Annotated in this window: 26 protein-coding genes; all 26 read left to right on the forward strand. The window is 67.3% G+C overall.

The features are described 5' to 3' along the window. Nucleotides 1–52: 52 nt before the first annotated feature. The 26 genes from rpoB (at nt 53) to rpmD (ending at nt 22,994) form a co-directional block, all read left to right on the forward strand. On the forward strand, nt 53–4,177 hold the full coding sequence (gene rpoB / locus MNOD_RS09180; RefSeq protein ID WP_015928581.1) for a DNA-directed RNA polymerase subunit beta: 4,125 nt from the start codon (nt 53–55) through the stop codon (nt 4,175–4,177). A 177-nt stretch (nt 4,178–4,354) separates the two neighbouring features. Continuing rightward, nucleotides 4,355–8,557, forward strand: a complete 4,203-nt coding sequence (gene rpoC, locus MNOD_RS09185; protein ID WP_015928582.1) for a DNA-directed RNA polymerase subunit beta' — start codon at nt 4,355–4,357, stop codon at nt 8,555–8,557. Between the two features lie 424 nt (nt 8,558–8,981). After that, nucleotides 8,982–9,353 (forward strand): 30S ribosomal protein S12, encoded by a 372-nt coding sequence (gene rpsL, locus MNOD_RS09190; RefSeq protein WP_015928583.1) that lies wholly within the window; start codon nt 8,982–8,984, stop codon nt 9,351–9,353. 117 nt (nt 9,354–9,470) lie between these two features. Next, nucleotides 9,471–9,941: a 30S ribosomal protein S7 gene (gene rpsG, locus MNOD_RS09195; protein WP_015928584.1), complete on the forward strand. Its 471-nt coding sequence runs from the start codon at nt 9,471–9,473 to the stop codon at nt 9,939–9,941. Nucleotides 9,942–9,974: 33 nt separating this feature from the next. Beyond that, complete coding sequence (gene fusA, locus MNOD_RS09200) at nt 9,975–12,050, forward strand: elongation factor G (protein ID WP_015928585.1); 2,076 nt, start codon at nt 9,975–9,977, stop codon at nt 12,048–12,050. A gap of 116 nt (nt 12,051–12,166) precedes the next feature. Next, a complete protein-coding gene (gene tuf / locus MNOD_RS09205; RefSeq protein WP_015928572.1) occupies nt 12,167–13,357 on the forward strand; it encodes an elongation factor Tu in 1,191 nt (396 codons plus the stop codon). An 86-nt stretch (nt 13,358–13,443) separates the two neighbouring features. Beyond that, nucleotides 13,444–13,752, forward strand: coding sequence for a 30S ribosomal protein S10 (gene rpsJ, locus MNOD_RS09210; RefSeq protein WP_012330343.1), 309 nt, complete (start codon nt 13,444–13,446; stop codon nt 13,750–13,752). Nucleotides 13,753–13,805: 53 nt separating this feature from the next. Next, nucleotides 13,806–14,561: a 50S ribosomal protein L3 gene (gene rplC / locus MNOD_RS09215; RefSeq protein WP_015928586.1), complete on the forward strand. Its 756-nt coding sequence runs from the start codon at nt 13,806–13,808 to the stop codon at nt 14,559–14,561. Further along, nucleotides 14,561–15,181: a 50S ribosomal protein L4 gene (gene rplD, locus MNOD_RS09220; RefSeq protein WP_015928587.1), complete on the forward strand. Its 621-nt coding sequence runs from the start codon at nt 14,561–14,563 to the stop codon at nt 15,179–15,181. Before rplC ends, rplD begins: the two co-directional genes overlap by 1 nt. Continuing rightward, the gene (locus MNOD_RS09225; RefSeq protein ID WP_015928588.1) at nt 15,178–15,474 is read left to right on the forward strand and encodes a 50S ribosomal protein L23; all 297 of its coding nucleotides are present in this window, start codon (nt 15,178–15,180) and stop codon (nt 15,472–15,474) included. Before rplD ends, MNOD_RS09225 begins: the two co-directional genes overlap by 4 nt. A gap of 26 nt (nt 15,475–15,500) precedes the next feature. Then, nucleotides 15,501–16,337 (forward strand): 50S ribosomal protein L2, encoded by an 837-nt coding sequence (gene rplB, locus MNOD_RS09230; RefSeq protein ID WP_015928589.1) that lies wholly within the window; start codon nt 15,501–15,503, stop codon nt 16,335–16,337. Between the two features lie 19 nt (nt 16,338–16,356). Next, entirely contained in the window at nt 16,357–16,635 is a 279-nt protein-coding gene (rpsS, locus tag MNOD_RS09235) for a 30S ribosomal protein S19 (protein ID WP_015928590.1), read from the forward strand. Nucleotide 16,636: 1 nt separating this feature from the next. After that, nucleotides 16,637–17,020, forward strand: a complete 384-nt coding sequence (gene rplV, locus MNOD_RS09240; RefSeq protein WP_015928591.1) for a 50S ribosomal protein L22 — start codon at nt 16,637–16,639, stop codon at nt 17,018–17,020. Nucleotides 17,021–17,030: 10 nt separating this feature from the next. Continuing rightward, complete coding sequence (rpsC, locus tag MNOD_RS09245) at nt 17,031–17,786, forward strand: 30S ribosomal protein S3 (protein ID WP_015928592.1); 756 nt, start codon at nt 17,031–17,033, stop codon at nt 17,784–17,786. 31 nt (nt 17,787–17,817) lie between these two features. Further along, nucleotides 17,818–18,231 (forward strand): 50S ribosomal protein L16, encoded by a 414-nt coding sequence (rplP, locus tag MNOD_RS09250; protein WP_015928593.1) that lies wholly within the window; start codon nt 17,818–17,820, stop codon nt 18,229–18,231. Nucleotides 18,232–18,244: 13 nt separating this feature from the next. Further along, entirely contained in the window at nt 18,245–18,460 is a 216-nt protein-coding gene (gene rpmC, locus MNOD_RS09255; RefSeq protein ID WP_015928594.1) for a 50S ribosomal protein L29, read from the forward strand. Between the two features lie 12 nt (nt 18,461–18,472). Further along, on the forward strand, nt 18,473–18,730 hold the full coding sequence (gene rpsQ / locus MNOD_RS09260) for a 30S ribosomal protein S17 (RefSeq protein WP_015928595.1): 258 nt from the start codon (nt 18,473–18,475) through the stop codon (nt 18,728–18,730). A 297-nt stretch (nt 18,731–19,027) separates the two neighbouring features. Beyond that, a complete protein-coding gene (gene rplN / locus MNOD_RS09265; RefSeq protein ID WP_012330332.1) occupies nt 19,028–19,396 on the forward strand; it encodes a 50S ribosomal protein L14 in 369 nt (122 codons plus the stop codon). Beyond that, the gene (gene rplX / locus MNOD_RS09270) at nt 19,396–19,713 is read left to right on the forward strand and encodes a 50S ribosomal protein L24 (protein ID WP_015928597.1); all 318 of its coding nucleotides are present in this window, start codon (nt 19,396–19,398) and stop codon (nt 19,711–19,713) included. Before rplN ends, rplX begins: the two co-directional genes overlap by 1 nt. Continuing rightward, nucleotides 19,706–20,272, forward strand: coding sequence for a 50S ribosomal protein L5 (gene rplE / locus MNOD_RS09275; protein WP_015928598.1), 567 nt, complete (start codon nt 19,706–19,708; stop codon nt 20,270–20,272). Before rplX ends, rplE begins: the two co-directional genes overlap by 8 nt. A gap of 43 nt (nt 20,273–20,315) precedes the next feature. Beyond that, nucleotides 20,316–20,621 carry a 30S ribosomal protein S14 gene (gene rpsN, locus MNOD_RS09280; protein ID WP_015928599.1) on the forward strand — a complete coding sequence of 102 codons (306 nt, stop codon included), beginning with the start codon at nt 20,316–20,318 and terminating at the stop codon, nt 20,619–20,621. A gap of 16 nt (nt 20,622–20,637) precedes the next feature. After that, nucleotides 20,638–21,033 (forward strand): 30S ribosomal protein S8, encoded by a 396-nt coding sequence (rpsH, locus tag MNOD_RS09285; protein ID WP_015928600.1) that lies wholly within the window; start codon nt 20,638–20,640, stop codon nt 21,031–21,033. Between the two features lie 30 nt (nt 21,034–21,063). Next, on the forward strand, nt 21,064–21,597 hold the full coding sequence (rplF, locus tag MNOD_RS09290) for a 50S ribosomal protein L6 (protein WP_015928601.1): 534 nt from the start codon (nt 21,064–21,066) through the stop codon (nt 21,595–21,597). 12 nt (nt 21,598–21,609) lie between these two features. Further along, the gene (gene rplR, locus MNOD_RS09295; RefSeq protein WP_015928602.1) at nt 21,610–21,972 is read left to right on the forward strand and encodes a 50S ribosomal protein L18; all 363 of its coding nucleotides are present in this window, start codon (nt 21,610–21,612) and stop codon (nt 21,970–21,972) included. A 243-nt stretch (nt 21,973–22,215) separates the two neighbouring features. Further along, nucleotides 22,216–22,791 carry a 30S ribosomal protein S5 gene (gene rpsE / locus MNOD_RS09300; RefSeq protein WP_015928603.1) on the forward strand — a complete coding sequence of 192 codons (576 nt, stop codon included), beginning with the start codon at nt 22,216–22,218 and terminating at the stop codon, nt 22,789–22,791. A gap of 11 nt (nt 22,792–22,802) precedes the next feature. Further along, nucleotides 22,803–22,994: a 50S ribosomal protein L30 gene (gene rpmD / locus MNOD_RS09305; RefSeq protein WP_015928604.1), complete on the forward strand. Its 192-nt coding sequence runs from the start codon at nt 22,803–22,805 to the stop codon at nt 22,992–22,994. Nucleotides 22,995–23,003 lie beyond the last annotated feature (9 nt).

The following is a 23,003-nucleotide window of genomic DNA, read 5'->3' on the forward strand; positions in this document are numbered from 1 at the left end:
CCCCCGCGTCCCTCCGGGCCCGTGACGCGGTGGATGAGGAGCGAGGTCACCTATGGCCAACACGCTGGTCGGTCGCAAGCGCATTCGCAAGTTCTTCGGCAAGATCCGGGAAGTCGCCGAGATGCCGAACCTCATCGAGGTCCAGAAGGCGTCCTACGACCAGTTCCTGATGGTGGACGAGCCCGAGGGCGGCCGTCCTGACGAAGGATTGCAATCGGTCTTCAAGTCCGTCTTCCCGATCTCCGACTTCTCCTCGACCGCGCTGCTCGAGTTCGTGAAGTACACCTTCGAGGCGCCGAAATACGATGTCGACGAGTGCCGGCAGCGGGGCATCACCTTCGCCGCCCCGCTGAAGGTGACGCTGCGCCTCATCGTGTTCGATGTCGATCCGGATACCGGCGCCAAGTCGGTCAAGGACATCAAGGAGCAGGACGTCTACATGGGCGACATGCCCCTGATGACGGAGAACGGCACCTTCATCGTCAACGGCACCGAGCGCGTGATCGTCTCGCAGATGCACCGCTCGCCGGGCGTCTTCTTCGACCACGACAAGGGCAAGACCCATTCCTCGGGCAAGCTCCTGTTCGCTGCGCGCATCATCCCCTACCGGGGCTCCTGGCTCGACGTGGAGTTCGACGCCAAGGACATCGTCTATGCGCGCATCGACCGGAAGCGGAAGATCCCGGTCACCTCGCTGCTGTTCGCCCTCGGCCTCGACGGCGAGGAGATCCTGTCCACCTTCTACAACCGCATCAGCTACACCCGCGACGGCGCGGATTGGCGCGTGCCCTACGACGCCGAGCGCCTGAAGGGCTTCAAGGCCTCGACGGACCTCATCGACGCCGATTCGGGCGAGGTGGTGCTGGAGGCCGGCAAGAAGCTGACCGCCCGGTCCGCCCGGCAGATCGCCGAGAAGGGCGTCACCGCCCTGCGCGCCACCGACGAGGACCTGATCGGCCAGTACATCGCCGAGGACATGGTCAACTACAAGACCGGCGAGATCTACGCGGAGGCGGGCGACGAGATCAGCGAGAAGCTGCTGAAGGGGCTCGCCGATGTCGGGATCGAGGAGATCCCGGTGCTCGACATCGACCACGTCAATGTCGGCCCCTACATCCGCAACACGCTCGCGGTGGACAAGAACTCGAACCGCGAGGGCGCGCTGTTCGACATCTACCGGGTGATGCGCCCGGGCGAGCCGCCGACGCTCGACACCGCCGAGGCGATGTTCCACTCGCTGTTCTTCGACGCCGAGCGCTACGACCTCTCGGCCGTCGGCCGCGTGAAGATGAACATGCGCCTCGACCTCGACGCGCCCGACACGATGCGGACGCTGCGCCGCGACGACATGCTCGCGGTCGTCAAGGCGCTGGTGGATCTGCGCGACGGCAAGGGCGAGATCGACGACATCGACCATCTGGGCAACCGCCGCGTGCGCTCGGTCGGCGAGCTCATGGAGAACCAGTACCGTCTGGGCCTCCTGCGCATGGAGCGTGCCATCAAGGAGCGCATGTCGTCCGTCGACATCGACACCGTGATGCCGCAGGACCTCATCAACGCGAAGCCCGCGGCGGCGGCGGTGCGCGAGTTCTTCGGCTCGTCGCAGCTCTCGCAGTTCATGGACCAGACCAACCCGCTCTCCGAGGTGACGCATAAGCGCCGCCTGTCGGCTCTCGGCCCGGGCGGTCTGACCCGCGAGCGCGCCGGCTTCGAGGTGCGCGACGTGCATCCGACCCATTACGGCCGCATCTGCCCGATCGAGACGCCGGAAGGCCCGAATATCGGCCTCATCAACTCGCTCGCCACCTTCGCGCGGGTGAACAAGTACGGCTTCATCGAGACCCCGTTCCGCCGCGTGAAGAACGGCGTCGTGACCGACGAGGTGGTCTACCTCTCGGCCATGGAGGAGGCGCGCTACTACGTGGCGCAGGCGAGCGCCGCGATGGACGAGAACCGCCGCCTGACGGAGGATCTCGTGGTCTGCCGCCGCGCCGGCGAGGTCATCGTGGTCGCCCCCGACCGGGTCGACCTGATGGACGTGTCGCCCAAGCAGCTCGTGTCGGTCGCCGCGGCGCTGATCCCGTTCCTGGAGAACGACGACGCCAACCGCGCCCTCATGGGCTCGAACATGCAGCGCCAAGCGGTGCCGCTGGTGCGGGCCGACGCGCCCTTCGTCGGCACCGGCATGGAGTCGGTGGTCGCCCGCGATTCGGGCGCGGCCATCGCGGCGCGGCGCAGCGGCATCGTCGATCAGGTGGACGCCACCCGCATCGTCATCCGCGCCACCGAGGAGACCGACCCGACCAAGCCGGGCGTCGACATCTACCGGCTGCAGAAGTTCCAGCGCTCGAACCAGTCGACCTGCATCACGCAGAAGCCGCTGGTGCGGGTGGGCGAGCAGGTGGGCAAGGGCGACATCATCGCCGACGGTCCCTCGACCGAGTTCGGCGAGCTGGCGCTCGGCCGCAACGTGCTCGTCGCGTTCATGCCGTGGAACGGCTACAACTTCGAGGATTCGATCCTGCTCTCCGAGCGGATCGTGAAGGATGACGTGTTCACCTCGATCCATATCGAGGAGTTCGAGGTGATGGCCCGCGACACCAAGCTCGGGCCGGAGGAGATCACCCGCGACATCCCGAACGTCTCGGAGGAGGCGCTCAAGAACCTCGACGAGGCCGGCATCGTCTATATCGGGGCCGAGGTCCACGCGGGCGACATCCTGGTCGGCAAGATCACGCCGAAGGGCGAGAGCCCGATGACGCCGGAGGAGAAGCTGCTCCGCGCCATCTTCGGCGAGAAGGCGTCGGACGTCCGCGACACCTCGCTGCGGGTGCCCCCGGGCGTCACCGGCACCATCGTCGAGGTGCGGGTGTTCAACCGGCACGGGGTCGACAAGGACGAGCGCGCCCAGGCCATCGAGCGCGAGGAGATCGAGCGTCTCGCCAAGGACCGGGACGACGAACAGGCGATCCTCGACCGCAACACCTATGCGCGTCTCGCCGACGTGCTGGTGGGGCAGGCCCCGGTCGCCGGCCCGAAGGGGTTCAAGAAGGACACGGTTCTCACCCGCGAGGGCCTGGCCGACTATCCCCGCTCGCAATGGTGGCAGTTCGCGGTCGTCGACGATCGTCTGATGACCGAGATCGAGGCGATGCAGAAGCAGTACGACGAGTCGAAGAAGCGGCTGGAGCAGCGCTTCCTCGACAAGGTCGAGAAGCTGCAGCGCGGCGACGAATTGCCCCCCGGCGTCATGAAGATGGTCAAGGTCTTCGTGGCGGTGAAGCGCAAGATCCAGCCCGGCGACAAGATGGCGGGCCGCCACGGCAACAAGGGCGTGGTGTCCCGGATCGTGCCGATCGAGGACATGCCGTTCCTGGAGGACGGCACGCATGCGGACATCGTGCTCAACCCGCTCGGCGTGCCGAGCCGCATGAATGTCGGCCAGATCCTCGAGACGCATCTCGGCTGGGCGGCCGCGGGTCTCGGGCGCCAGGTGGCGCAGGCGGTGGATGCGTATCTGCGCAGCCATGACGCCACGCCGCTGCGCGAGCAGATGCGCAGGATCTACAGCGAGGCGGAGCTCGACGGCCTGTCCGACCAGGACCTCGCCGAGATCGGCAACAACCTGCGCCGCGGCGTGCCGATGGCGACGCCGGTCTTCAACGGCGCCAAGGAGGCCGACATCGAGGCGATGCTGGAGATGGCCGGGCTCGACCGCTCGGGGCAGTCGACGCTCTATGACGGGCGCACCGGCGAGCCCTTCGACCGCAAGGTCACGGTGGGCTACATCTACATGCTGAAGCTGCACCATCTCGTGGACGACAAGATCCACGCGCGCTCCATCGGTCCCTACTCCCTCGTCACCCAGCAGCCGCTGGGCGGCAAGGCGCAGTTCGGCGGCCAGCGCTTCGGCGAGATGGAGGTGTGGGCGCTCGAAGCCTACGGGGCGGCCTACACCCTGCAGGAGATGCTCACCGTCAAGTCGGACGACGTCGCCGGCCGCACCAAGGTCTACGAAGCCATCGTGCGCGGGGACGACACCTTCGAGGCGGGTATCCCCGAGAGCTTCAACGTGCTGGTGAAGGAGATGCGCTCGCTCGGGCTCAACGTCGAGCTGATCTCCTCCAAGCGCGCGGCCAACGACCAGCTCGAAGCGCCGCCGGAGGCTGCCGAGTAAGGACCGCCCCGATGATGCGGGCGCGCCGCGGGATCGCTCCCGCGTCGGCGCGCCCGCTTCCCGCTTCCGGACGAGGCCCGCCGCTTCGTCCGGACGCCCGACGCCTTCACGGATTTCAAGCGCGACGCTCGCCCCACCGGCCCAAAGGGGCGTTCCGTCCGCTTCAAGGAGATGATCATGAACCAAGAGGTCATGAATCTTTTCAACCAGCAGGCTCAGCCTCAGAGCTTCGACCAGATCAAGATCTCGATCTCGTCGCCTGAGAAGATCCTGTCCTGGTCCTACGGCGAGATCAAGAAGCCGGAGACGATCAACTACCGCACCTTCAAGCCCGAGCGGGACGGTCTGTTCTGCGCGCGGATCTTCGGGCCGATCAAGGATTACGAGTGCTTGTGCGGCAAGTACAAGCGCATGAAGTACAAGGGCGTGATCTGCGAGAAGTGCGGCGTCGAGGTGACGCTGGCGCGGGTGCGGCGCGACCGCATGGGCCATATCGAGCTCGCCGCGCCGGTCGCGCATATCTGGTTCCTGAAGTCGCTGCCGAGCCGCATCGGCCTGCTGCTCGACATGGCGCTCAAGGACCTGGAGCGCATCCTCTACTTCGAGTCCTACGTCGTCATCGAGCCGGGTCTCACGCCGCTGAAGGAGCGTCAGCTCCTCTCGGAGGAGGAGTACCTGCGCGCGCAGGAGGAGTACGGCGAGGACAGCTTCACCGCGATGATCGGTGCGGAAGCGATCCGGCGCATCCTCCAGGACCTCAACCTGGAGAAGATCGCGGCGGACCTGCGCCAGGAGATCGCCACTACCACCTCCGACCTGAAGCCCAAGAAGCTCCTGAAGCGCCTCAAGATCATCGAGGCGTTCCAGATGTCGGGCAACCGGCCGGAATGGATGATCCTGACGGTCGTGCCGGTGATCCCGCCGGATCTGCGCCCGCTCGTGCCCCTCGACGGCGGCCGCTTCGCGACCTCGGACCTCAACGATCTCTACCGCCGCGTCATCAACCGCAACAACCGCCTGAAGCGGCTGATCGAGCTGCGCGCGCCGGACATCATCATCCGCAACGAGAAGCGGATGCTGCAGGAGGCCGTCGACGCCCTGTTCGACAACGGCCGCCGCGGCCGCGTCATCACGGGCGCCAACAAGCGCCCGCTGAAGTCGCTCGCCGACATGCTGAAGGGCAAGCAGGGCCGGTTCCGCCAGAACCTGCTCGGCAAGCGCGTCGACTATTCGGGCCGCTCGGTCATCGTGGTCGGTCCCGAGCTCAAGCTGCATCAGTGCGGGCTGCCCAAGAAGATGGCGCTCGAACTGTTCAAGCCCTTCATCTACGCGCGCCTCGACGCCAAGGGCTTCTCCGCCACGGTGAAGCAGGCCAAGAAGCTGGTGGAGAAGGAGAAGCCGGAGGTCTGGGACATCCTCGACGAGGTGATCCGCGAGCACCCGGTGATGCTGAACCGCGCGCCGACGCTCCACCGCCTCGGCATCCAGGCCTTCGAGCCGAAGCTGATCGAGGGCAAGGCGATCCAGCTCCACCCGCTGGTCTGCGCCGCCTTCAATGCGGATTTCGACGGCGACCAGATGGCCGTGCACGTCCCGCTGTCGCTCGAAGCGCAGCTGGAAGCGCGCGTGCTGATGATGTCGACGAACAACATCCTGCACCCGGCGAACGGCGCGCCGATCATCGTGCCCTCGCAGGACATCGTGCTCGGGCTCTACTACCTGTCCATCGTCGCCGACGGCGCGCCGGGCGAGTACAAGCCGAACAACCCGCAGAACCCGATGCAGGGCGTCTACGGCGATTTCGGCGAGCTGGAGCACGCGCTGGCCTCGCGGGCGGTCACGCTGCATTCCAGGATCAAGTGGCGCTGGAAGGGCCTCGGCCCGGACGGCGAGGAGATCTCGCGCACCTACGACACCACGCCGGGCCGCGTCATCCTCTCCAGCGTGCTGCCGCGCCACCCCAAGGTCCCCTTCGACGTCGTCAACAAGCTGATGACCAAGAAGGAGATCTCGGCGATGATCGACATCGTCTACCGCCATTGCGGTCAGAAGGAGTCGGTGATCTTCTGCGACCGCATCATGGGCCTCGGCTTCAGCCACGCCTTCAAGGCCGGCATCTCGTTCGGCAAGGACGACATGGTGGTGCCGGAGAACAAGTGGTCGATCGTCGACGAGACCCGCGCGCTCGTGAAGGATTACGAGCAGCAGTACCAGGACGGCCTGATCACCCAGGGTGAGAAGTACAACAAGGTCGTGGACGCCTGGGCGAAGTGCTCGGACCGGCTCGCCAGCGAGATGATGAACCGGATCTCGTCGGTGCAGAAGGACGAGAACGGCGCCGACAAGCAGGTCAACTCGATCTACATGATGAGCCACTCCGGCGCCCGTGGCTCGCCGGCGCAGATGAAGCAGCTCGCGGCGATGCGCGGCCTGATGGCCAAGCCCTCGGGCGAGATCATCGAGAGCCCGATCATCTCGAACTTCAAGGAAGGTCTGGACGTGCTCGAGTACTTCAACTCGACGCACGGCGCCCGCAAGGGCCTCGCCGACACCGCCCTGAAGACCGCGAACTCGGGCTACCTGACCCGCCGCCTCGTCGACGTGGCGCAGGACGCCGTCATCCGCGAGGTGGATTGCGGCACCGAGAACGGCATCCGCATGCGGGCAATCATCGATGCGGGTCAGGTCGTGGCCACCCTCGCGACCCGCATTCTCGGCCGCGCCACGGCCGAGGATCTGGTCGCGCCGGACGGCACAATCATCGTGCCGAAGGGCCAGATGATCGAGGAGCGCCACCTGGAGGCCATCAGCAAGGCCGGCATCCAGGAGGTGAAGATCCGCTCGGTGCTGGTCTGCGCCACGAAGAACGGCGTCTGCGCCACCTGCTACGGGCGCGACCTCGCCCGCGGCACGCCCGTCAACCAGGGCGAGGCCGTCGGCGTCATCGCGGCGCAGTCGATCGGCGAGCCGGGCACGCAGCTCACGATGCGGACCTTCCACATCGGCGGCGCGGCTCAGATCGCGGATTCGTCCTTCATCGAGTCGAGCTTCGAGGGCACGGTGAGGATCCGCAACCGCGGCCTCGCCCGCAACTCGGACGGCGACCTCGTCGCCATCGGCCGCAACGTGGCCGTGGTGATCGTCGGGCCGGACGGCACCGAGCGGGCGGTCCACCGCCTGCAATACGGTGCCCGCGTGCGGGTCGACGAGGGCGACCAGATCAAGCGCGGCCAGCGCATCGCCGAGTGGGACCCCTACACCCGGCCGATCCTGACCGAGGTGGACGGCATCGTCGCCTACGAGGACCTGATCGACGGCCAGTCGATCACCGAGACCACCGACGAGTCGACCGGCATCGCCAAGCGCGTCGTCATCGACTGGCGGGGCTCGGCGCGCACCGCCGACCTGCGTCCGGCGATCGCCATCCACGACCAGACCGGCAAGGTGCAGAAGCTGCCCCGCGGCTCCGACGCCCGCGCCCTGCTGCCTGTGGACGCGATCATCGGCGTGGATCCGGGCGCCCGGGTCAAGGCCGGCGACATCCTGGCCCGCGTCTCGACCGAGAGCGCCAAGACCCGCGACATCACCGGCGGTCTGCCGCGGGTGGCGGAGCTGTTCGAGGCGCGGCGCCCGAAGGACGCCGCCATCATCGCCGAGAAGTCGGGCACGATCTCGTTCGGGCGCGACTACAAGAACAAGCGCCGCCTGACGCTCACCCCGCATGACGGGTCGGAGCCGGTCGAGTACCTGATCCCCAAGGGCAAGCACATCCACCTGCAGGATGGGGACGTGGTCGAGATCGGCGACTTCATCGTCGACGGGAACCCGGCGCCGCACGACATCCTGGCGATCAAGGGCGTGGAGGAGCTCGCCGCCTACCTCGTCAACGAGATCCAGGAGGTCTACCGGCTGCAGGGCGTGTCGATCAACGACAAGCACATCGAGGTGATCGTCCGTCAGATGCTGCAGAAAGTGGAGATCACCGATAGCGGCGATTCGGAGATCCTCACCGGCGATCAGATCGACCGGACGGAGCTGCAGGAGATCAACGAGCAGCTGATCGCCGAGGGCAAGAAGCCGGTGCAGGGCGTTCCCGTCCTGCTCGGCATCACCAAGGCCTCGCTGCAGACCCGCTCCTTCATCTCGGCGGCCTCGTTCCAGGAGACCACCCGCGTCCTCACCGAGGCGGCGGTCAACGGCAAGGTCGACACGCTGGAGGGCCTGAAGGAGAACGTGATCGTCGGCTCGCTGATCCCGGCCGGCACGGGTGCGATGATCGCCGATATCAAGTCGATCGCGCGCCGCCGCGACGACCTGATCATGGCCCAGAAGGCCGCCGAGAGCGGGGCGGCCCTGCCGGAACTGCCCGCCGCCGAATAGGCGAGGGCAGTTCGGCACGAGAGACGGGGCCGGCGCCGCCGAGAGGCGGCGCCGGCCCCTTCCTGTTCGGGGCGGGTGGCCGGCGACGGCGCGGAGGCCGGCCATAAAGGCTTGACACCGCGCCTCCCACGGACTAGGACGCACCCCACTGAACGGCTGGCCGTAGGCGGCAGCTGATCGACGTGCCCCAAGAGCCTCGATCCACGCCGCCTAAACGCGACCGAACTTCAAACCGACTGACACGTGTCAGACCGGCATGACCGCGGGGGCTTCGCTCCGGTGGTCCTCTGCTCGCATGGCGCGCCAAAGGCTGGACAGCAGCCTGGGGCGCGATTTGCGTTGCTGTATGTCCAGCGCCGGTCCGCCCGGACGAGATTGAATTTGACGGTCGCCCCGGACGGCGATGCGTTGTGAGAGGAATGGCATGCCGACGATCAACCAGCTGATCGCCAATCCGCGGAAGATCCAGAAGAGCCGCAACAAGGTGCCGGCCCTCGAGGCTTGCCCGCAAAAGCGCGGCGTCTGCACCCGCGTCTACACCACCACCCCGAAGAAGCCGAACTCGGCGCTGCGCAAGGTGGCCAAGGTCCGCCTGACCAACGGCTTCGAGGTGATCGGCTACATCCCGGGCGAGGGCCATAACCTCCAGGAGCACTCGGTGGTCATGATCCGCGGCGGCCGCGTGAAGGACTTGCCCGGCGTGCGCTACCACATCCTGCGCGGCGTGCTGGACACCCAGGGCGTCAAGAACCGCAAGCAGCGCCGCTCGAAGTACGGCGCGAAGCGTCCGAAGTAAGCGTCGCCTCGAGTTCCTTATCGCCTGCCCCGCAAGGATGCCGCCGGCCTTGAACAAGCTCAAGGCGGCCTGCGCGGGGCGTACCAGATCGTATTTGAGACCTGAAGGAAGCGTGCGATGTCCCGCCGCCACTCTGCCGAGAAGCGCCAGATCATCCCGGACGCCAAGTATGGCGACGTCGTGCTGACCAAGTTCATGAACTCGGTCATGTATGAGGGCAAGAAGTCGGTCGCCGAGAGCATCGTCTACGGCGCCTTCGACATCATCGAGAGCCGCGCCCGCGTGAACCCGATCGAGGTGTTCCGCGCCGCCCTCGACAACGTCGCCCCGGCGATCGAGGTGCGTTCGCGGCGCGTCGGCGGCGCCACCTACCAAGTGCCGGTGGAGGTCCGTCACGAGCGCCGCCAAGCCCTGGCCATCCGCTGGCTGATCCAGGCCGCGCGCTCGCGCAACGACCGCACCATGGTCGAGCGCCTCTCCGCCGAACTCCTCGATGCCGCCAACAACCGCGGCGCCGCCGTCAAGAAGCGGGAAGACACACACCGGATGGCCGAGGCCAACCGCGCCTTCTCGCATTACCGCTGGTAAGACCCGCGGTCTCTCGCTTTCAGGAGCCCCCCGATGCCCCGCACGCATGCGATCGAGGACTACCGCAACTTCGGCATCATGGCGCACATTGATGCCGGCAAGACCACGACGACCGAGCGGATCCTCTACTACACCGGCAAGTCCCACAAGATCGGCGAGGTCCATGAGGGCGCCGCCACCATGGACTGGATGGAGCAGGAGCAGGAGCGTGGCATCACGATCACCTCGGCTGCGACCACCTGCTTCTGGCGCGACAAGCGCCTGAACATCATCGACACCCCCGGCCACGTCGACTTCACCATCGAGGTGGAGCGCTCGCTTCGCGTGCTCGACGGCGCCGTCTGCGTGCTCGACGGCAACCAGGGTGTCGAGCCCCAGACCGAGACCGTCTGGCGCCAGGCCGACAAGTACGACGTGCCGCGCGTCGTCTTCGTCAACAAGATGGACAAGATCGGCGCCGACTTCTTCAAGTGCGTCGCCGACATCATCGACCGCGTGGCCGGCAAGCCGGTCTGCCTGCAACTGCCCGTCGGCGCGGAGAGCAGCTTCCGCGGCGTGGTCGACCTGATCAAGATGAAGGCGATCATCTGGTCGGGCGAGGCGCTCGGCGCGAGCTTCTCCGAGGAGGAGATCCCGGCCGACCTCGCCGAGCAGGCAGCGGAGTACCGCACCAAGCTCATCGAAGCCTGCGTCGAGCTGGATGACGACGCCATGGCCGCCTATCTCGACGGCGTCGAGCCGGACGAGGCCACGCTGCGCAAGCTCGTGCGCGTTGCGGTGCAGCGGCGCGCCTTCCACCCGGTGCTCTGCGGCTCGGCCTTCAAGAACAAGGGCGTGCAGCCCCTCCTCGACGCCGTCGTCGACTACCTCCCCTCGCCCGCTGATCGCGGCGAGATCAAGGGCATCGACTACAAGACCGAGGAAGAGGTCGTCCGGAAGCCCTCCGACAGCGATCCGTTCTCCATGCTCGCCTTCAAGATCATGGACGACCCGCATGTCGGCACGATCACCTTCTGCCGCATCTACTCGGGCAAGGTGGAGTCGGGTGCGAACCTCCTGAACTCGACCCGCGACAAGCGCGAGCGCGTCGGCCGCATGCTGCTGATGCACGCCAACAACCGCGAGGACATCAAGGAGGCCTATGCGGGCGACATTGTCGCGCTCGCCGGCCTGAAGGACACCCGCACGGGCGATACCCTCTGCGATCCGAACAAGGCCGTGATCCTGGAGAAGATGGAGTTCCCCGAGCCGGTCATCGAGATCGCGGTCGAGCCGAAGTCCAAGGCGGACCAGGAGAAGCTCGGCATCGCGCTCTCGAAGCTCGCCGCCGAGGATCCGTCCTTCCGCGTCTCGACCGATCCGGAATCCGGCCAGACCATCCTCAAGGGGATGGGCGAGCTCCACCTCGACATCAAGGTCGACATCCTGAAGCGCACCTACAAGGTCGAGGCCAATATCGGCCAGCCGCAGGTGGCGTACCGGGAGAAGCTGACCCGCCGCACCGAGGTGGACTACACCCACAAGAAGCAGACCGGCGGCACCGGTCAGTTCGCGCGGGTGAAGCTGGTGGTCGAGCCGAACGAGCCGGGCGCCGGTTACTCGTTCGAGTCGAAGATCGTCGGCGGCGCGGTGCCCAAGGAGTACATCCCGGGCGTCGAGAAGGGCCTCCAGAGCGTGATGACCGCCGGCATCCTGGCGGGCTTCCCGGTGGTCGACATCAAGGTGGAGCTGATCGACGGCGCCTACCACGAGGTCGACTCCTCGGCGCTCGCCTTCGAGATCGCTTCGCGGGCCGCGCTCCGCGAGGCGCTGCAGAAGGGCGGCTCGGTCCTGCTCGAGCCGGTGATGAAGGTCGAGGTCGTGACCCCCGAGGATTACACCGGCTCGGTCATCGGCGACCTGAACTCCCGGCGCGGCCAGATCCAGGGCCAGGACATGCGCGGCAACGCCACCGTCATCAACGCGATGGTGCCGCTCGCCAACATGTTCGGCTACGTGAACCAGCTCCGCTCCTTCACCCAGGGGCGTGCAAACTTCACGATGCAGTTCGACCACTACGAGGAGGTCCCGCGCGGCGAGGCCGAGAAGGTGGTGGCGAAGTACGCCTGACGACGAACCGAGGGCCCCGGCCGCTCAAGCGGCCGGGCGTCCGGACGATGACAGGGCCTGACGCGCTTCTTTAGCGCAGCCCGACCCCTCACATCAGACCGTTACGGAGACTGGCCATGGCCAAGGAAAAGTTTTCGCGGACGAAGCCGCACTGCAACATCGGGACGATCGGGCACGTTGACCACGGCAAGACGTCTCTGACGGCGGCGATCACGAAGGTGCTGGCGGAGACGGGCGGCGCCACCTTCACGGCCTACGACCAGATCGACAAGGCGCCGGAGGAGAAGGCGCGCGGGATCACGATCTCGACGGCGCACGTGGAGTACGAGACGCAGAACCGGCACTACGCGCACGTGGACTGCCCCGGGCACGCCGACTACGTGAAGAACATGATCACGGGCGCGGCGCAGATGGACGGGGCGATCCTGGTGGTGTCGGCCGCGGACGGGCCGATGCCGCAGACGCGCGAGCACATCCTGCTGGCCCGCCAGGTGGGCGTGCCGGCGCTGGTGGTGTTCATGAACAAGGTCGACATGGTGGACGATCCGGAGCTTTTGGATCTGGTCGAGCTTGAGGTGCGCGAGCTTTTGTCGAAGTACGACTTCCCGGGCGACGACATCCCGATCGTGAAGGGCTCGGCGTTGTGCGCGCTGGAGAACCGGGAGCCGAAGATCGGGCACGACGCGATCCTGGAGCTGATGAGCCACGTCGACAGCTACATCCCGCAGCCGGAGCGGCCGATCGACCTGCCGTTCCTGATGCCGATCGAGGACGTGTTCTCGATCTCGGGCCGCGGCACGGTGGTGACGGGCCGGGTGGAGCGCGGGGTGATCAAGGTGGGCGAGGAGGTCGAGATCGTCGGCATCCGTCCGACCACCAAGACGACGGTGACCGGCGTCGAGATGTTCCGCAAGCTGCTGGACCAGGGCCAGGCCGGCGACAACGTGGGCGTGCTGTTGCGCGGCACCAAGCGCGAGGACGTGGAGCGCGGGCAGGTGGTGTGCAAGCCGGGATCGGTGAAGCCGCACACCAAGTTCAAGGCGGAGGCCTACATCCTGACCAAGGAGGAGGGCGGCCGGCACACGCCGTTCTTCACCAACTACCGGCCGCAGTTCTACTTCCGCACCACGGACGTGACCGGGGTGGTGCAGCTGCCGGAAGGCACCGAGATGGTGATGCCGGGCGACAACGTGACCATGGACGTGACGCTGATCGTGCCGGTGGCGATGGAGGAGAAGCTGCGCTTCGCCATCCGCGAGGGCGGCCGCACCGTCGGCGCCGGCGTCGTCGCTTCCATCGCCGATTAAGCGCTCCGCCGCTCAACGCCAACGGGACAGGTGAGGGGGCGGGCCCTCGAGCCCGCCCCTTCCCCGTCGCGAGGACTTAAAGACCCATGAACGGCCAGAACATCCGCATTCGCCTCAAGGCGTTCGATCATCGCATCCTGGATTCGTCGACCCGCGAGATCGTCTCGACGGCGAAGCGGACCGGTGCGCAGGTCCGCGGGCCCATCCCGCTGCCGACCCGGATCGAGCGCTTCACCGTCAACCGCTCGCCGCACATCGACAAGAAGTCGCGCGAGCAGTTCGAGATGCGCACCCACAAGCGCGTGCTCGACATCGTCGACCCCACCCCGCAGACCGTGGACGCGCTGATGAAGCTCGACCTCGCCGCGGGCGTGGACGTGGAGATCAAGCTCTAGGGGATCCTGGCGGATCCTTGGAGCTTTCGGGCAGAACTGCGCGGGGGAGAACCATGCGCTCAGGAGTCATCGCACAGAAGGTCGGCATGACCCGCGTCTTCACGGACGCCGGCGAGCATGTTCCGGTCACCGTGCTCAAGGTCGATCAGTGCCAGGTGGTGGCCCACCGCACGGTCGAGAAGAACGGCTACGTCGCGCTGCAGGTCGGCGTCGGCAAGGCCAAGGTCAAGAACGTGTCCAAGGCCGAGCGCGGTCGCTTCGCGATCGCCAAGGTCGAGCCGAAGCGCAAGCTCGCCGAGTTCCGCGTCAGCGAGGACGCGCTGATTCCGGTCGGCGCCGAGATCACTGCGGACCACTTCATCCCGGGCCAGTTCGTCGACGTGACGGGCATCACCACGGGTAAGGGCTTCGCCGGCGGCATGAAGCGCTGGAACTTCGGCGGTCTGCGGGCGTCGCACGGCGTCTCGATCTCGCACCGCTCGATCGGTTCGACCGGCGGCCGTCAGGACCCGGGCAAGACCTTCAAGAACAAGAAGATGCCGGGCCATCTCGGCGTCGAGCGGGTCACGACCCAGAACCTGCGCGTCGTGCGCACGGATCCGGAGCGCGGCCTGATCCTGGTCGAGGGTGCGGTGCCGGGCGTCGCCGGCGGCTGGATCCATGTCCGCGACGCGGTCAAGCGCAAGCTGCCGGCCGAGGCGCCGATGCCGGGCAAGTTCCGAGAACTCGCCGACGGCGCGGCCCCCGCCGGAGCCGTGCAGGCGGCGCAAGCCGCCCCCGAGGCCCCGGCCGCTGAGGAGAACGCGTGATGAAATTCGAGATCACGACGCTCGACGGCGCTGACGCCGGTTCGGTCGAGCTCGACGAGGCCATCTTCGGGCTGGAGCCCCGCGCCGACCTGCTGCAGCGCTGCGTGCGCTGGCAGCTCGCCAAGCGCCAGGCCGGCACCCACAAGGTGAAGACGCGGTCCGAGATCAGCCGGACCACGAAGAAGATGTACAAGCAGAAGGGCACCGGCAACGCCCGTCACGGCGCGGCCTCGGCGCCGCAGTTCCGCGGCGGCGCCCGCGCCTTCGGGCCGGTGGTGCGCTCCCATGCCCATGACCTGCCCAAGAAGGTGCGGGCGCTGGCGCTGCGGCACGCGCTGTCGGCCAAGGCCAAGGACGCGTCGCTGATCGTCGTCGACGACGTGCGGCTCGAGGACGGCAAGACCAAGGCGCTCAAGGAGTGCTTCGGCAAGCTCGGCCTGTCGAACGCCCTCATCATCGGCGGCACCGAGGTGGACGAGAACTTCGGCCGCGCGGCGCGCAACCTGCCGTCCATCGACGTCCTGCCGGTGCAGGGCATCAACGTCTACGACATCCTGCGGCGCGACAAGCTCGTCCTGACGCGCGCGGCCGTCGATGCGCTGGAGGCGCGTTTCAAATGAGTGCGGATCCGCGCCACTACGACGTGATCGTCGCTCCCGTGATCACCGAGAAGGCCACCAACCTCTCGGAGCTGAACAAGGTCGTCTTCCGGGTCGCCCCGAAGGCCACCAAGCCGCAGATCAAGGAAGCGGTCGAGAAGCTGTTCGAGGTCAAGGTGAAGAGCGTCAACACGCTCGTCACCAAGGGCAAGACCAAGATGTTCCGCGGTCAGCGCGGCCAGCGTTCGGACGTGAAGAAGGCGATCGTCACCCTCGAGGAGGGGCAGACCATCGACGTCACGACCGGGCTGTGATGGAACGGCGTTAAGGGATCAAGACGATGGCTTTGAAGACATTCAAGCCGGTCACGCCGAGCCTTCGCCAGCTCGTGATCGTGGACCGGTCCGAGCTCTACAAGGGCAAGCCGGTGAAGGCGCTCACCGAGGGCAAGATCTCCTCGGGCGGGCGCAACAACCTCGGCCGGGTGACCGTCCGCTTCCGCGGCGGCGGCCACAAGCGCACGCTGCGCAACGTCGACTTCAAGCGGCGGGAGCATGCGGGCAAGGTCGGGACCGTGGAGCGGATCGAGTACGATCCGAACCGCACCGCCTTCATCGCGCTCGTGACCTATGAGGGCGGCGCCCAGAGCTACATCCTGGCGCCGCAGCGGGTGAAGGCCGGCGACAAGGTCGTGTCGGGCGACTCGGTCGACATCAAGCCGGGCAACGCCATGCCGATCGGCAACATGCCGGTGGGCACGATCGTGCACAATGTCGAGCTGAAGATCGGCAAGGGCGGGGCGATCGCCCGCTCGGCGGGCAACTACGCCCAGATCGTCGGCCGCGACCAGGGCTACGTGACGCTGCGCCTCAACTCGGGCGAGCAGCGCCTCGTGCACGGCCAGTGCTACGCCACTGTGGGCGCGGTCTCGAACCCCGACCACATGAACATCTCGCTCGGCAAGGCGGGCCGCAAGCGCTGGCTCGGCCGGCGTCCGCACAACCGCGGCGTAGCCATGAACCCGATCGATCACCCGCATGGCGGCGGCGAGGGCCGCACCTCGGGCGGCCGTCACCCGGTCACCCCGTGGGGCTTCCCGACCAAGGGCAAGAAGACCCGCTCGAACAAGCGGACCGACACCTTCATCGTGTCGAGCCGCCACAACCGCAAGAAGTAGGGCGAAGGAGCTTCGACCCATGGCACGTTCAGTCTGGAAGGGGCCGTTCGTCGACGGCTACCTCCTCAAGAAGGCGGAGGCCGCCCGCGGCTCCACCCGCAGCGAAGTGATCAAGATCTGGAGCCGCCGCTCCACGATCCTCCCGCAGTTCGTTGGCCTGACCTTCGGGGTCTACAACGGGCAGAAGCACATTCCGGTCTACGTCTCCGAGGAGATGGTCGGGCACAAGTTCGGCGAGTTCTCGCCCACCCGGACCTTCCACGGTCACGCGGCCGACAAGAAGGCGAAGAGGCGCTAAGATGGGCAAGGCAGCAGCACCCCGCGCGCTCCCCGAGAACGAGGCGAAGGCTGTCGCGCGCATGCTGCGCGTCAGCCCGCAGAAGCTCAACCTCGTCGCGCAGCTGATCCGGGGCAAGAAGGTCGCGACCGCGCTCGCCGACCTGCAGTTCTCGCAGAAGCGCATCGCCGTCGAGGTCAAGAAGTGCCTCGAGAGCGCGATCGCCAACGCCGAGAACAACCACGACCTCGATGTCGACGACCTCGTGGTCAAGGAGGCCTATGTGGGCAAGGCGCTCGTGCTGAAGCGCTTCCATGCCCGCGCCCGCGGCCGGGGTGCCCGCATCCTGAAGCCGTTCTCGAACCTCACCATCGTGGTGCGTGAGGTCCGGGCCGAGGCCGCGTGAGGAGGAACTGATGGGACAGAAGGTCAATCCGATCGGTCTCCGGCTCGGCATCAACCGGACCTGGGACTCGCGCTGGTACGCGAACAAGGGCGAGTATGCCCGCCTCATGCATGAGGACGTCGCGATCCGCCAGGCGCTGATGAAGCAGCTCAAGCAGGCGGCGGTCTCCAAGATCGTGATCGAGCGCCCGCACCGGAAGTGCCGCGTCACCATCCACTCGGGCCGTCCCGGCGTGGTGATCGGCAAGAAGGGCGCGGATATCGAGAAGCTGCGCAAGCTCGTCGGCACGATGACCAAGGCCGACGTGACGATCAACATCGTCGAGGTGCGCAAGCCCGAGATCGACGCGACGCTCGTCGCCGACTCGATCGCCCAGCAGCTCGAGCGCCGCGTCGCCTTCCGGCGCGCCATGAAGCGCGCCGTGCAGTCGGCGATGCGTCTCGGCGCCGAGGGCATCCGCATCAACTGCTCGGGCCGCCTCGGCGGGGCCGAGATCGCGCGCCTCGAATGGTACCGCGAGGGCCGGGTGCCGCTGCACACGCTGCGCGCCGACGTCGATTACGGCACGGCCACCGCGTTCACCACCTACGGCACCTGCGGGATCAAGGTCTGGGTGTTCAAGGGCGAGATCCTCGAACACGACCCGATGGCGCAGGACAAGCGCGCCCACGAGGAGGGCGGCCGTTCGGGCGGGCGTCGCGAGCGTGAGCGCGGGTCGGAACGTGGCGACCGCGGCGATCGCGGCGGGCGCGACCACGCGGCCTGATCCGCCACGCCCCGAGATTTGAGAGGCTGCGATGCTGCAACCCAAGAAGACGAAGTTCCGCAAGCAGTTCAAGGGCCGCATCCACGGCGCCGCGAAGGGCGGGACGGATCTGAACTTCGGCTCCTACGGCCTCAAGGCCCTGGAGCCCGAGCGTGTCACCGCGCGCCAGATCGAGGCGGCCCGCCGCGCGATCACCCGCGAGATGAAGCGCCAGGGCCGCGTGTGGATCCGGATCTTCCCGGACGTCCCCGTGACCCAGAAGCCGACCGAGGTCCGGATGGGCTCCGGAAAGGGCTCGCCCGAATACTGGGCGGCCCGTGTCCACCCGGGCCGGGTCATGTTCGAGATCGACGGCGTCGCCGAGGACATCGCCCGCGAGGCGCTGCGGCTCGGCGCCGCCAAGCTGCCGGTCCGCACGCGCTTCATTCAGCGCATCGTGGACTGAGGGAGGCATCACCATGAAGTCGACTCAGCGGCTGTCTGATCTGAGCGCGATGTCGCCCGATCAGCTCGGCGAGGAGCTCGTCAACCTGAAGAAGGAGCAGTTCAACCTGCGCTTCCAGCGGGCGACGGGCCAGCTTGAGAACGTCGCGCGCATCCGCGAGGTGCGCCGGGACATCGCCCGCGTCCGGACCCTGCAGCGCCAGAAGACGCTGCAGGCGGCGCAAGGCTAAGGAGAGGGGCCCATGCCGAAGCGCGTGCTGCAGGGCGTCGTCATCAGCGACAAGCAGGACAAGACCGTGGTGGTCAAGGTGGAGCGCCGCTTCACCCACCCGGTGATGAAGAAGACCGTGCGCCGGTCGAAGAACTACCACGCCCACGACGAGAACAACGTGGCCAAGGTCGGCCAGACGGTGTTCATCGAGGAGTCGCGGCCCTATTCCAAGCTCAAGACCTGGAAGCTGGTCGAGGGCGGGGCCGAGGCGGTCGCCAGCGAGGCGTAACCGGGTCGGAGGCAGGATCCCCTCTCCGGCACGGGAGAGGGGTTCAGCGCCACCCATGAATCGGGCGGCATCTCGATTTGCCGCTTGAATTGCGGGCCGATCCGGTGTAACCGACCGGCCTCCACGACAGACCGAACGGGTGCTCGCGCCCATCGTCGCGTTCGTTGACCGCGCCGGCCGATCGGCCGCAGCGCGGTCTCGTCAATGGCGGGGACGTCAGATCCCCATCAGGCTGCCGTCCGCGCCGCGATCCCGCGCCGCGGAGACCTGCCTGAAACAAGGAAAGGGTGTTGGGCCGTGATCCAGATGCAGACGAATCTGGACGTCGCCGACAATTCCGGCGCGCGTCGCGTAATGTGCATCAAGGTGCTCGGCGGATCCAAGCGCAAGTACGCCGGCGTCGGCGACATCATCGTGGTGTCGGTGAAGGAGGCGATTCCGCGGGGCCGCGTGAAGAAGGGCGACGTCATGAAGGCGGTCGTCGTGCGCACCGCCAAGGACGTGCGCCGTCCGGACGGGTCGGTGATCCGCTTCGACCGCAACGCCGCGGTGCTGATCAACAATCAGAAGGAGCCGATCGGGACCCGCATCTTCGGGCCGGTGCCGCGCGAGCTGCGCGCCCGCAACCACATGAAGATCATCTCGCTCGCCCCGGAGGTGCTGTGATGGCCGCGAAGGTGAAGAAGGGCGACACGGTGGTCGTCCTGACCGGGCGCGACAAGGGCCGCTCCGGCGAAGTGATCCAGGTGATGCCGAAGGAGAACCGCGCGCTCGTCCGCGGCGTGAACCTCGTCAAGCGCCACCAGCGTCAGACCCAGGCGCAGGAGGGCGGCATCATCTCGAAGGAAGCTGCGATCGACCTGTCGAACCTCGCGGTCGCCGACCCGAAGGACGGCAAGCCCACCCGGGTCGGGTTCCGCATCCTGGAGGACGGGCGCAAGGTGCGCTTCGCGAAGCGCTCGGGAGATCTGATCGATGGCTGAGGCGCGCAAGGACGGCTACACGCCGCGGCTCAAGAAGCACTACGACGAGGTCGTGCGTGCGAAGATGATCCAGGAGTTCGGCTACACGAACCCCATGCAGGTGCCCACGATCGAGAAGATCACGATCAACATGGGCGTGGGCGAGTCGACCCAGGATTCCAAGAAGGCCTCGATCGCCGCCGAGGATCTCGGCCTGATCGCCGGCCAGAAGCCGGTGATCACCCGGGCCCGCAAGGCCATCGCGACCTTCAAGGTCCGCGAGAACATGCCGATCGGCTGCAAGGTCACGCTGCGCAGGCAGCGCATGTACGAGTTCATGGACCGGCTGATCACCATCGCGCTGCCGCGCGTGCGCGACTTCCGGGGCCTGAATCCGAAGTCGTTCGACGGGCGCGGCAACTACGCGCTGGGCCTGCGCGAGCACCTCGTGTTCCCGGAGATCAACTACGACAAGGCGCAGAATGCCTGGGGCATGGACATCGTCGTCACCACGACGGCGAAGACCGATGCCGAGGCCCGCGCCCTGCTGAAGCACTTCAACTTCCCGTTCCGGCAGTGAGGAGCGCCCGCTTCTCAGACGCGGCAACCGGAGAGCTTTAGAGATGGCAAAGAAGAGCAAGATCGAGAGAAACAAGCAGCGGCGGGAGCTGGTGAAGCGCTACGCGCCCAAGCGCGAAGCGCTGCTCGCCACGGCGAACGACGAGTCGCTGCCGATGGAGGAGCGCTTCGAGGCGCGCCTCAAGCTGGCGGAGCTGCCCCGCAACGCCAATCCCACCCGCATCCGCAACCGCTGCGAGATGACGGGCCGTCCCCGCGCCTTCTACCGCAAGCTCGGCATTTCGCGTGTCGCGCTGCGCGAGCTCGGTTCGCGCGGGATGATCCCGGGCCTCGTGAAGTCCAGCTGGTGAGGGGAGGGCGCCACCGATGATCACCGATCCCGTGGGCGATATGCTCACCCGCATCCGCAACGGCCAGCAGCGCCGCCGCAACGTCGTGCAGACGCCGGGCTCCAAGCTCCGCGCCCGCATCCTCGACGTGCTCAAGGCCGAGGGCTACATCCGCGACTACGCCACGACCGATTACGGCAACGGGCGCACCGAGTTCGCGATCGAGCTGAAGTACCACGACGGCGCGCCCGTGATCCGCTCCATCGAGCGCGTCTCGAAGCCCGGCCGCCGGGTCTATTCGTCGGTCGATACCCTGCCGCGCGTCGCTGACGGCTTAGGCATCACCATCGTGTCCACTCCGCTGGGCGTCATGGCCGACCACGAGGCGCGCGAGCGCAACGTCGGCGGCGAGGTGCTCTGCAAGGTCTTCTGACCTGCGCGTACCCGACCAGGAGAGACGAACATGTCCCGCGTAGGCAAGAAGCCCGTACCCGTCCCGGCCGGCGTCACCGCCACCGTCGATGGCCAGACCGTGAAGGTCAAGGGTTCGAAGGGCGAGCTGCAGTTCCGCGTGCCCGACCAGGTGGCGGTCACGCACGAGAACGGCGCAATCTCGGTCCAGCCCCGCTCGCAGACCAAGGAGGCCCGCGCGCTGTGGGGCCTCTCGCGCGCCCAGGTCGCCAACCTCGTCGAGGGTGTGACCAAGGGCTTCGAGAAGAAGCTGGAGATCAATGGCGTCGGCTACCGCGCCGCGGTCGCCGGCAAGGTGCTGAAGCTGTCCCTCGGCTACAGCCACGACATCGAGTACGAGATCCCGGCCGGGATCACGATCACGACCCCGCGTCCGGTCGAGATCATCGTGGCCGGCATCGACAAGCAGCGCGTCGGCCAGATCGCCGCGGAGATCCGCGAGTATCGCAGTCCCGAGCCCTACAAGGGCAAGGGCGTGAAGTACGCCGACGAGTTCATCTTCCGCAAGGAAGGCAAGAAGAAGTAAGGGCGGCCGACGATGTCACGCAAAATCGACCTGCTCGACCGGCGCCGCGCGCGCGTCCGCCGGGCGATCCGCGCGGCGGCGAACGGGCGCCCGCGCCTCTCGGTGTTCCGCTCCTCGAAGCAGATCTACGTTCAGGTCATCGACGACGCGAACGGCCGCACGCTGGCGGCCGCGTCGAGCCTGGACAAGGACCTGCGCGCCCGCCTCAAGACCGGTGCCGACAAGGCGGCGGCGGCGGAGGTCGGCAAGCTCGTGGCCGAGCGCGCCAAGGCGGCCGGGGTCACCAAGGTGATCTTCGACCGCTCCGGCTACCTCTACCATGGCCGCGTGAAGGCGCTCGCCGATGCGGCCCGCGAGGGCGGCCTGGATTTCTGACACCAAGGGGGCCTGTCAAGGCCCCTTGGTTCCGTTCTCGGATTTTCGTCGAGCCAAAGGCTCGGCATCGAAAATCCCAGATGGTCAGCAGCCCGCTGCGTCAGCACTTGGCTTACGTTAGCAGCCTGGGGCTGATGGGAATGATGATCCGGACCGGGGCGCCCCTTAGTGCCCCGCGCCACGGCGGACAACGAACGATGCGAGCGGGACCGCCGCCCGCGCCAGTGAACCGGAAGTGATCTGATGGCACGTGAACGTGAAGGTCGTCGCCGCGACGACCGCGAGGAGCGCGACAGCGAGTTCGTGGACCGGCTGGTCCACATCAACCGCGTCGCCAAGGTGGTGAAGGGCGGCCGGCGCTTCGGCTTCGCGGCGCTCGTGGTCGTGGGTGACCAGAAGGGCCGCGTCGGTTTCGGCCACGGCAAGGCCCGCGAGGTGCCCGAGGCGATCCGCAAGGCCACCGAGGCGGCCAAGCGCGGCCTCGTCCGCGTGGCGCTCCGCGAGGGCCGCACGCTCCACCACGACGTCGCCGGCCGTCACGGCGCCGGCAAGGTCATCCTGCGCGCCGCGCCCCAGGGCACCGGCATCATCGCGGGCGGCCCGATGCGCGCCGTGTTCGAGTCTCTCGGCATGCAGGACGTGGTGGCGAAGTCGCTCGGCTCGTCGAACCCCTACAACCTGATCCGCGCCACCTTCGACGCCCTCAAGCGCGAGGACTCGCCGCGGGCGGTCGCGGCGCGCCGCGGCCTCAAGGTCTCGACCCTCCAGGCCCGCCGCCGCGATGCGGAGCCGGGCGCCGACGCGGCCGACGCGGCGTAAGGAGGCGTCTGATGGCAGAGAAGACCCTGCGGGTTCAGCAGATCGGTTCGCCGATCCGCCGCGAGGCCAGCCAGCGCCAGACGCTGATCGGCCTCAAGCTGAACAAGCTCCACCGCATCGCCGAACTCCCGGACACCCCGTCCGTGCGCGGCATGATCGCGAAGGTGCATCACCTCGTGCGCGTCCTCGACGACGCGGCGTGAGGAGGGCGT

This window comes from Methylobacterium nodulans ORS 2060, assembly GCF_000022085.1.
Classification (GTDB): domain Bacteria; phylum Pseudomonadota; class Alphaproteobacteria; order Rhizobiales; family Beijerinckiaceae; genus Methylobacterium; species Methylobacterium nodulans.

Coding starts and splice junctions, on each gene's coding strand:
- rpoC (WP_015928582.1), top strand. CDS start 4,355: ATGAACCAAGAGGTCATGAATCTTTTCAACCAGCAGGCTCAGCCTCAG.
- rplE (WP_015928598.1), top strand. CDS start 19,706: ATGGCTGAGGCGCGCAAGGACGGCTACACGCCGCGGCTCAAGAAGCAC.
- rplP (WP_015928593.1), top strand. CDS start 17,818: ATGCTGCAACCCAAGAAGACGAAGTTCCGCAAGCAGTTCAAGGGCCGC.
- rpoB (WP_015928581.1), top strand. CDS start 53: ATGGCCAACACGCTGGTCGGTCGCAAGCGCATTCGCAAGTTCTTCGGC.
- rpsL (WP_015928583.1), top strand. CDS start 8,982: ATGCCGACGATCAACCAGCTGATCGCCAATCCGCGGAAGATCCAGAAG.
- rplR (WP_015928602.1), top strand. CDS start 21,610: ATGTCACGCAAAATCGACCTGCTCGACCGGCGCCGCGCGCGCGTCCGC.
- rpsS (WP_015928590.1), top strand. CDS start 16,357: ATGGCACGTTCAGTCTGGAAGGGGCCGTTCGTCGACGGCTACCTCCTC.
- rpsN (WP_015928599.1), top strand. CDS start 20,316: ATGGCAAAGAAGAGCAAGATCGAGAGAAACAAGCAGCGGCGGGAGCTG.
- rpmC (WP_015928594.1), top strand. CDS start 18,245: ATGAAGTCGACTCAGCGGCTGTCTGATCTGAGCGCGATGTCGCCCGAT.
- rplV (WP_015928591.1), top strand. CDS start 16,637: ATGGGCAAGGCAGCAGCACCCCGCGCGCTCCCCGAGAACGAGGCGAAG.
- MNOD_RS09225 (WP_015928588.1), top strand. CDS start 15,178: ATGAGTGCGGATCCGCGCCACTACGACGTGATCGTCGCTCCCGTGATC.
- rplF (WP_015928601.1), top strand. CDS start 21,064: ATGTCCCGCGTAGGCAAGAAGCCCGTACCCGTCCCGGCCGGCGTCACC.
- tuf (WP_015928572.1), top strand. CDS start 12,167: ATGGCCAAGGAAAAGTTTTCGCGGACGAAGCCGCACTGCAACATCGGG.
- rplB (WP_015928589.1), top strand. CDS start 15,501: ATGGCTTTGAAGACATTCAAGCCGGTCACGCCGAGCCTTCGCCAGCTC.
- rpmD (WP_015928604.1), top strand. CDS start 22,803: ATGGCAGAGAAGACCCTGCGGGTTCAGCAGATCGGTTCGCCGATCCGC.
- rpsQ (WP_015928595.1), top strand. CDS start 18,473: ATGCCGAAGCGCGTGCTGCAGGGCGTCGTCATCAGCGACAAGCAGGAC.
- rpsC (WP_015928592.1), top strand. CDS start 17,031: ATGGGACAGAAGGTCAATCCGATCGGTCTCCGGCTCGGCATCAACCGG.
- rplC (WP_015928586.1), top strand. CDS start 13,806: ATGCGCTCAGGAGTCATCGCACAGAAGGTCGGCATGACCCGCGTCTTC.
- fusA (WP_015928585.1), top strand. CDS start 9,975: ATGCCCCGCACGCATGCGATCGAGGACTACCGCAACTTCGGCATCATG.
- rpsG (WP_015928584.1), top strand. CDS start 9,471: ATGTCCCGCCGCCACTCTGCCGAGAAGCGCCAGATCATCCCGGACGCC.
- rplX (WP_015928597.1), top strand. CDS start 19,396: ATGGCCGCGAAGGTGAAGAAGGGCGACACGGTGGTCGTCCTGACCGGG.
- rpsH (WP_015928600.1), top strand. CDS start 20,638: ATGATCACCGATCCCGTGGGCGATATGCTCACCCGCATCCGCAACGGC.
- rpsE (WP_015928603.1), top strand. CDS start 22,216: ATGGCACGTGAACGTGAAGGTCGTCGCCGCGACGACCGCGAGGAGCGC.
- rplD (WP_015928587.1), top strand. CDS start 14,561: ATGAAATTCGAGATCACGACGCTCGACGGCGCTGACGCCGGTTCGGTC.
- rpsJ (WP_012330343.1), top strand. CDS start 13,444: ATGAACGGCCAGAACATCCGCATTCGCCTCAAGGCGTTCGATCATCGC.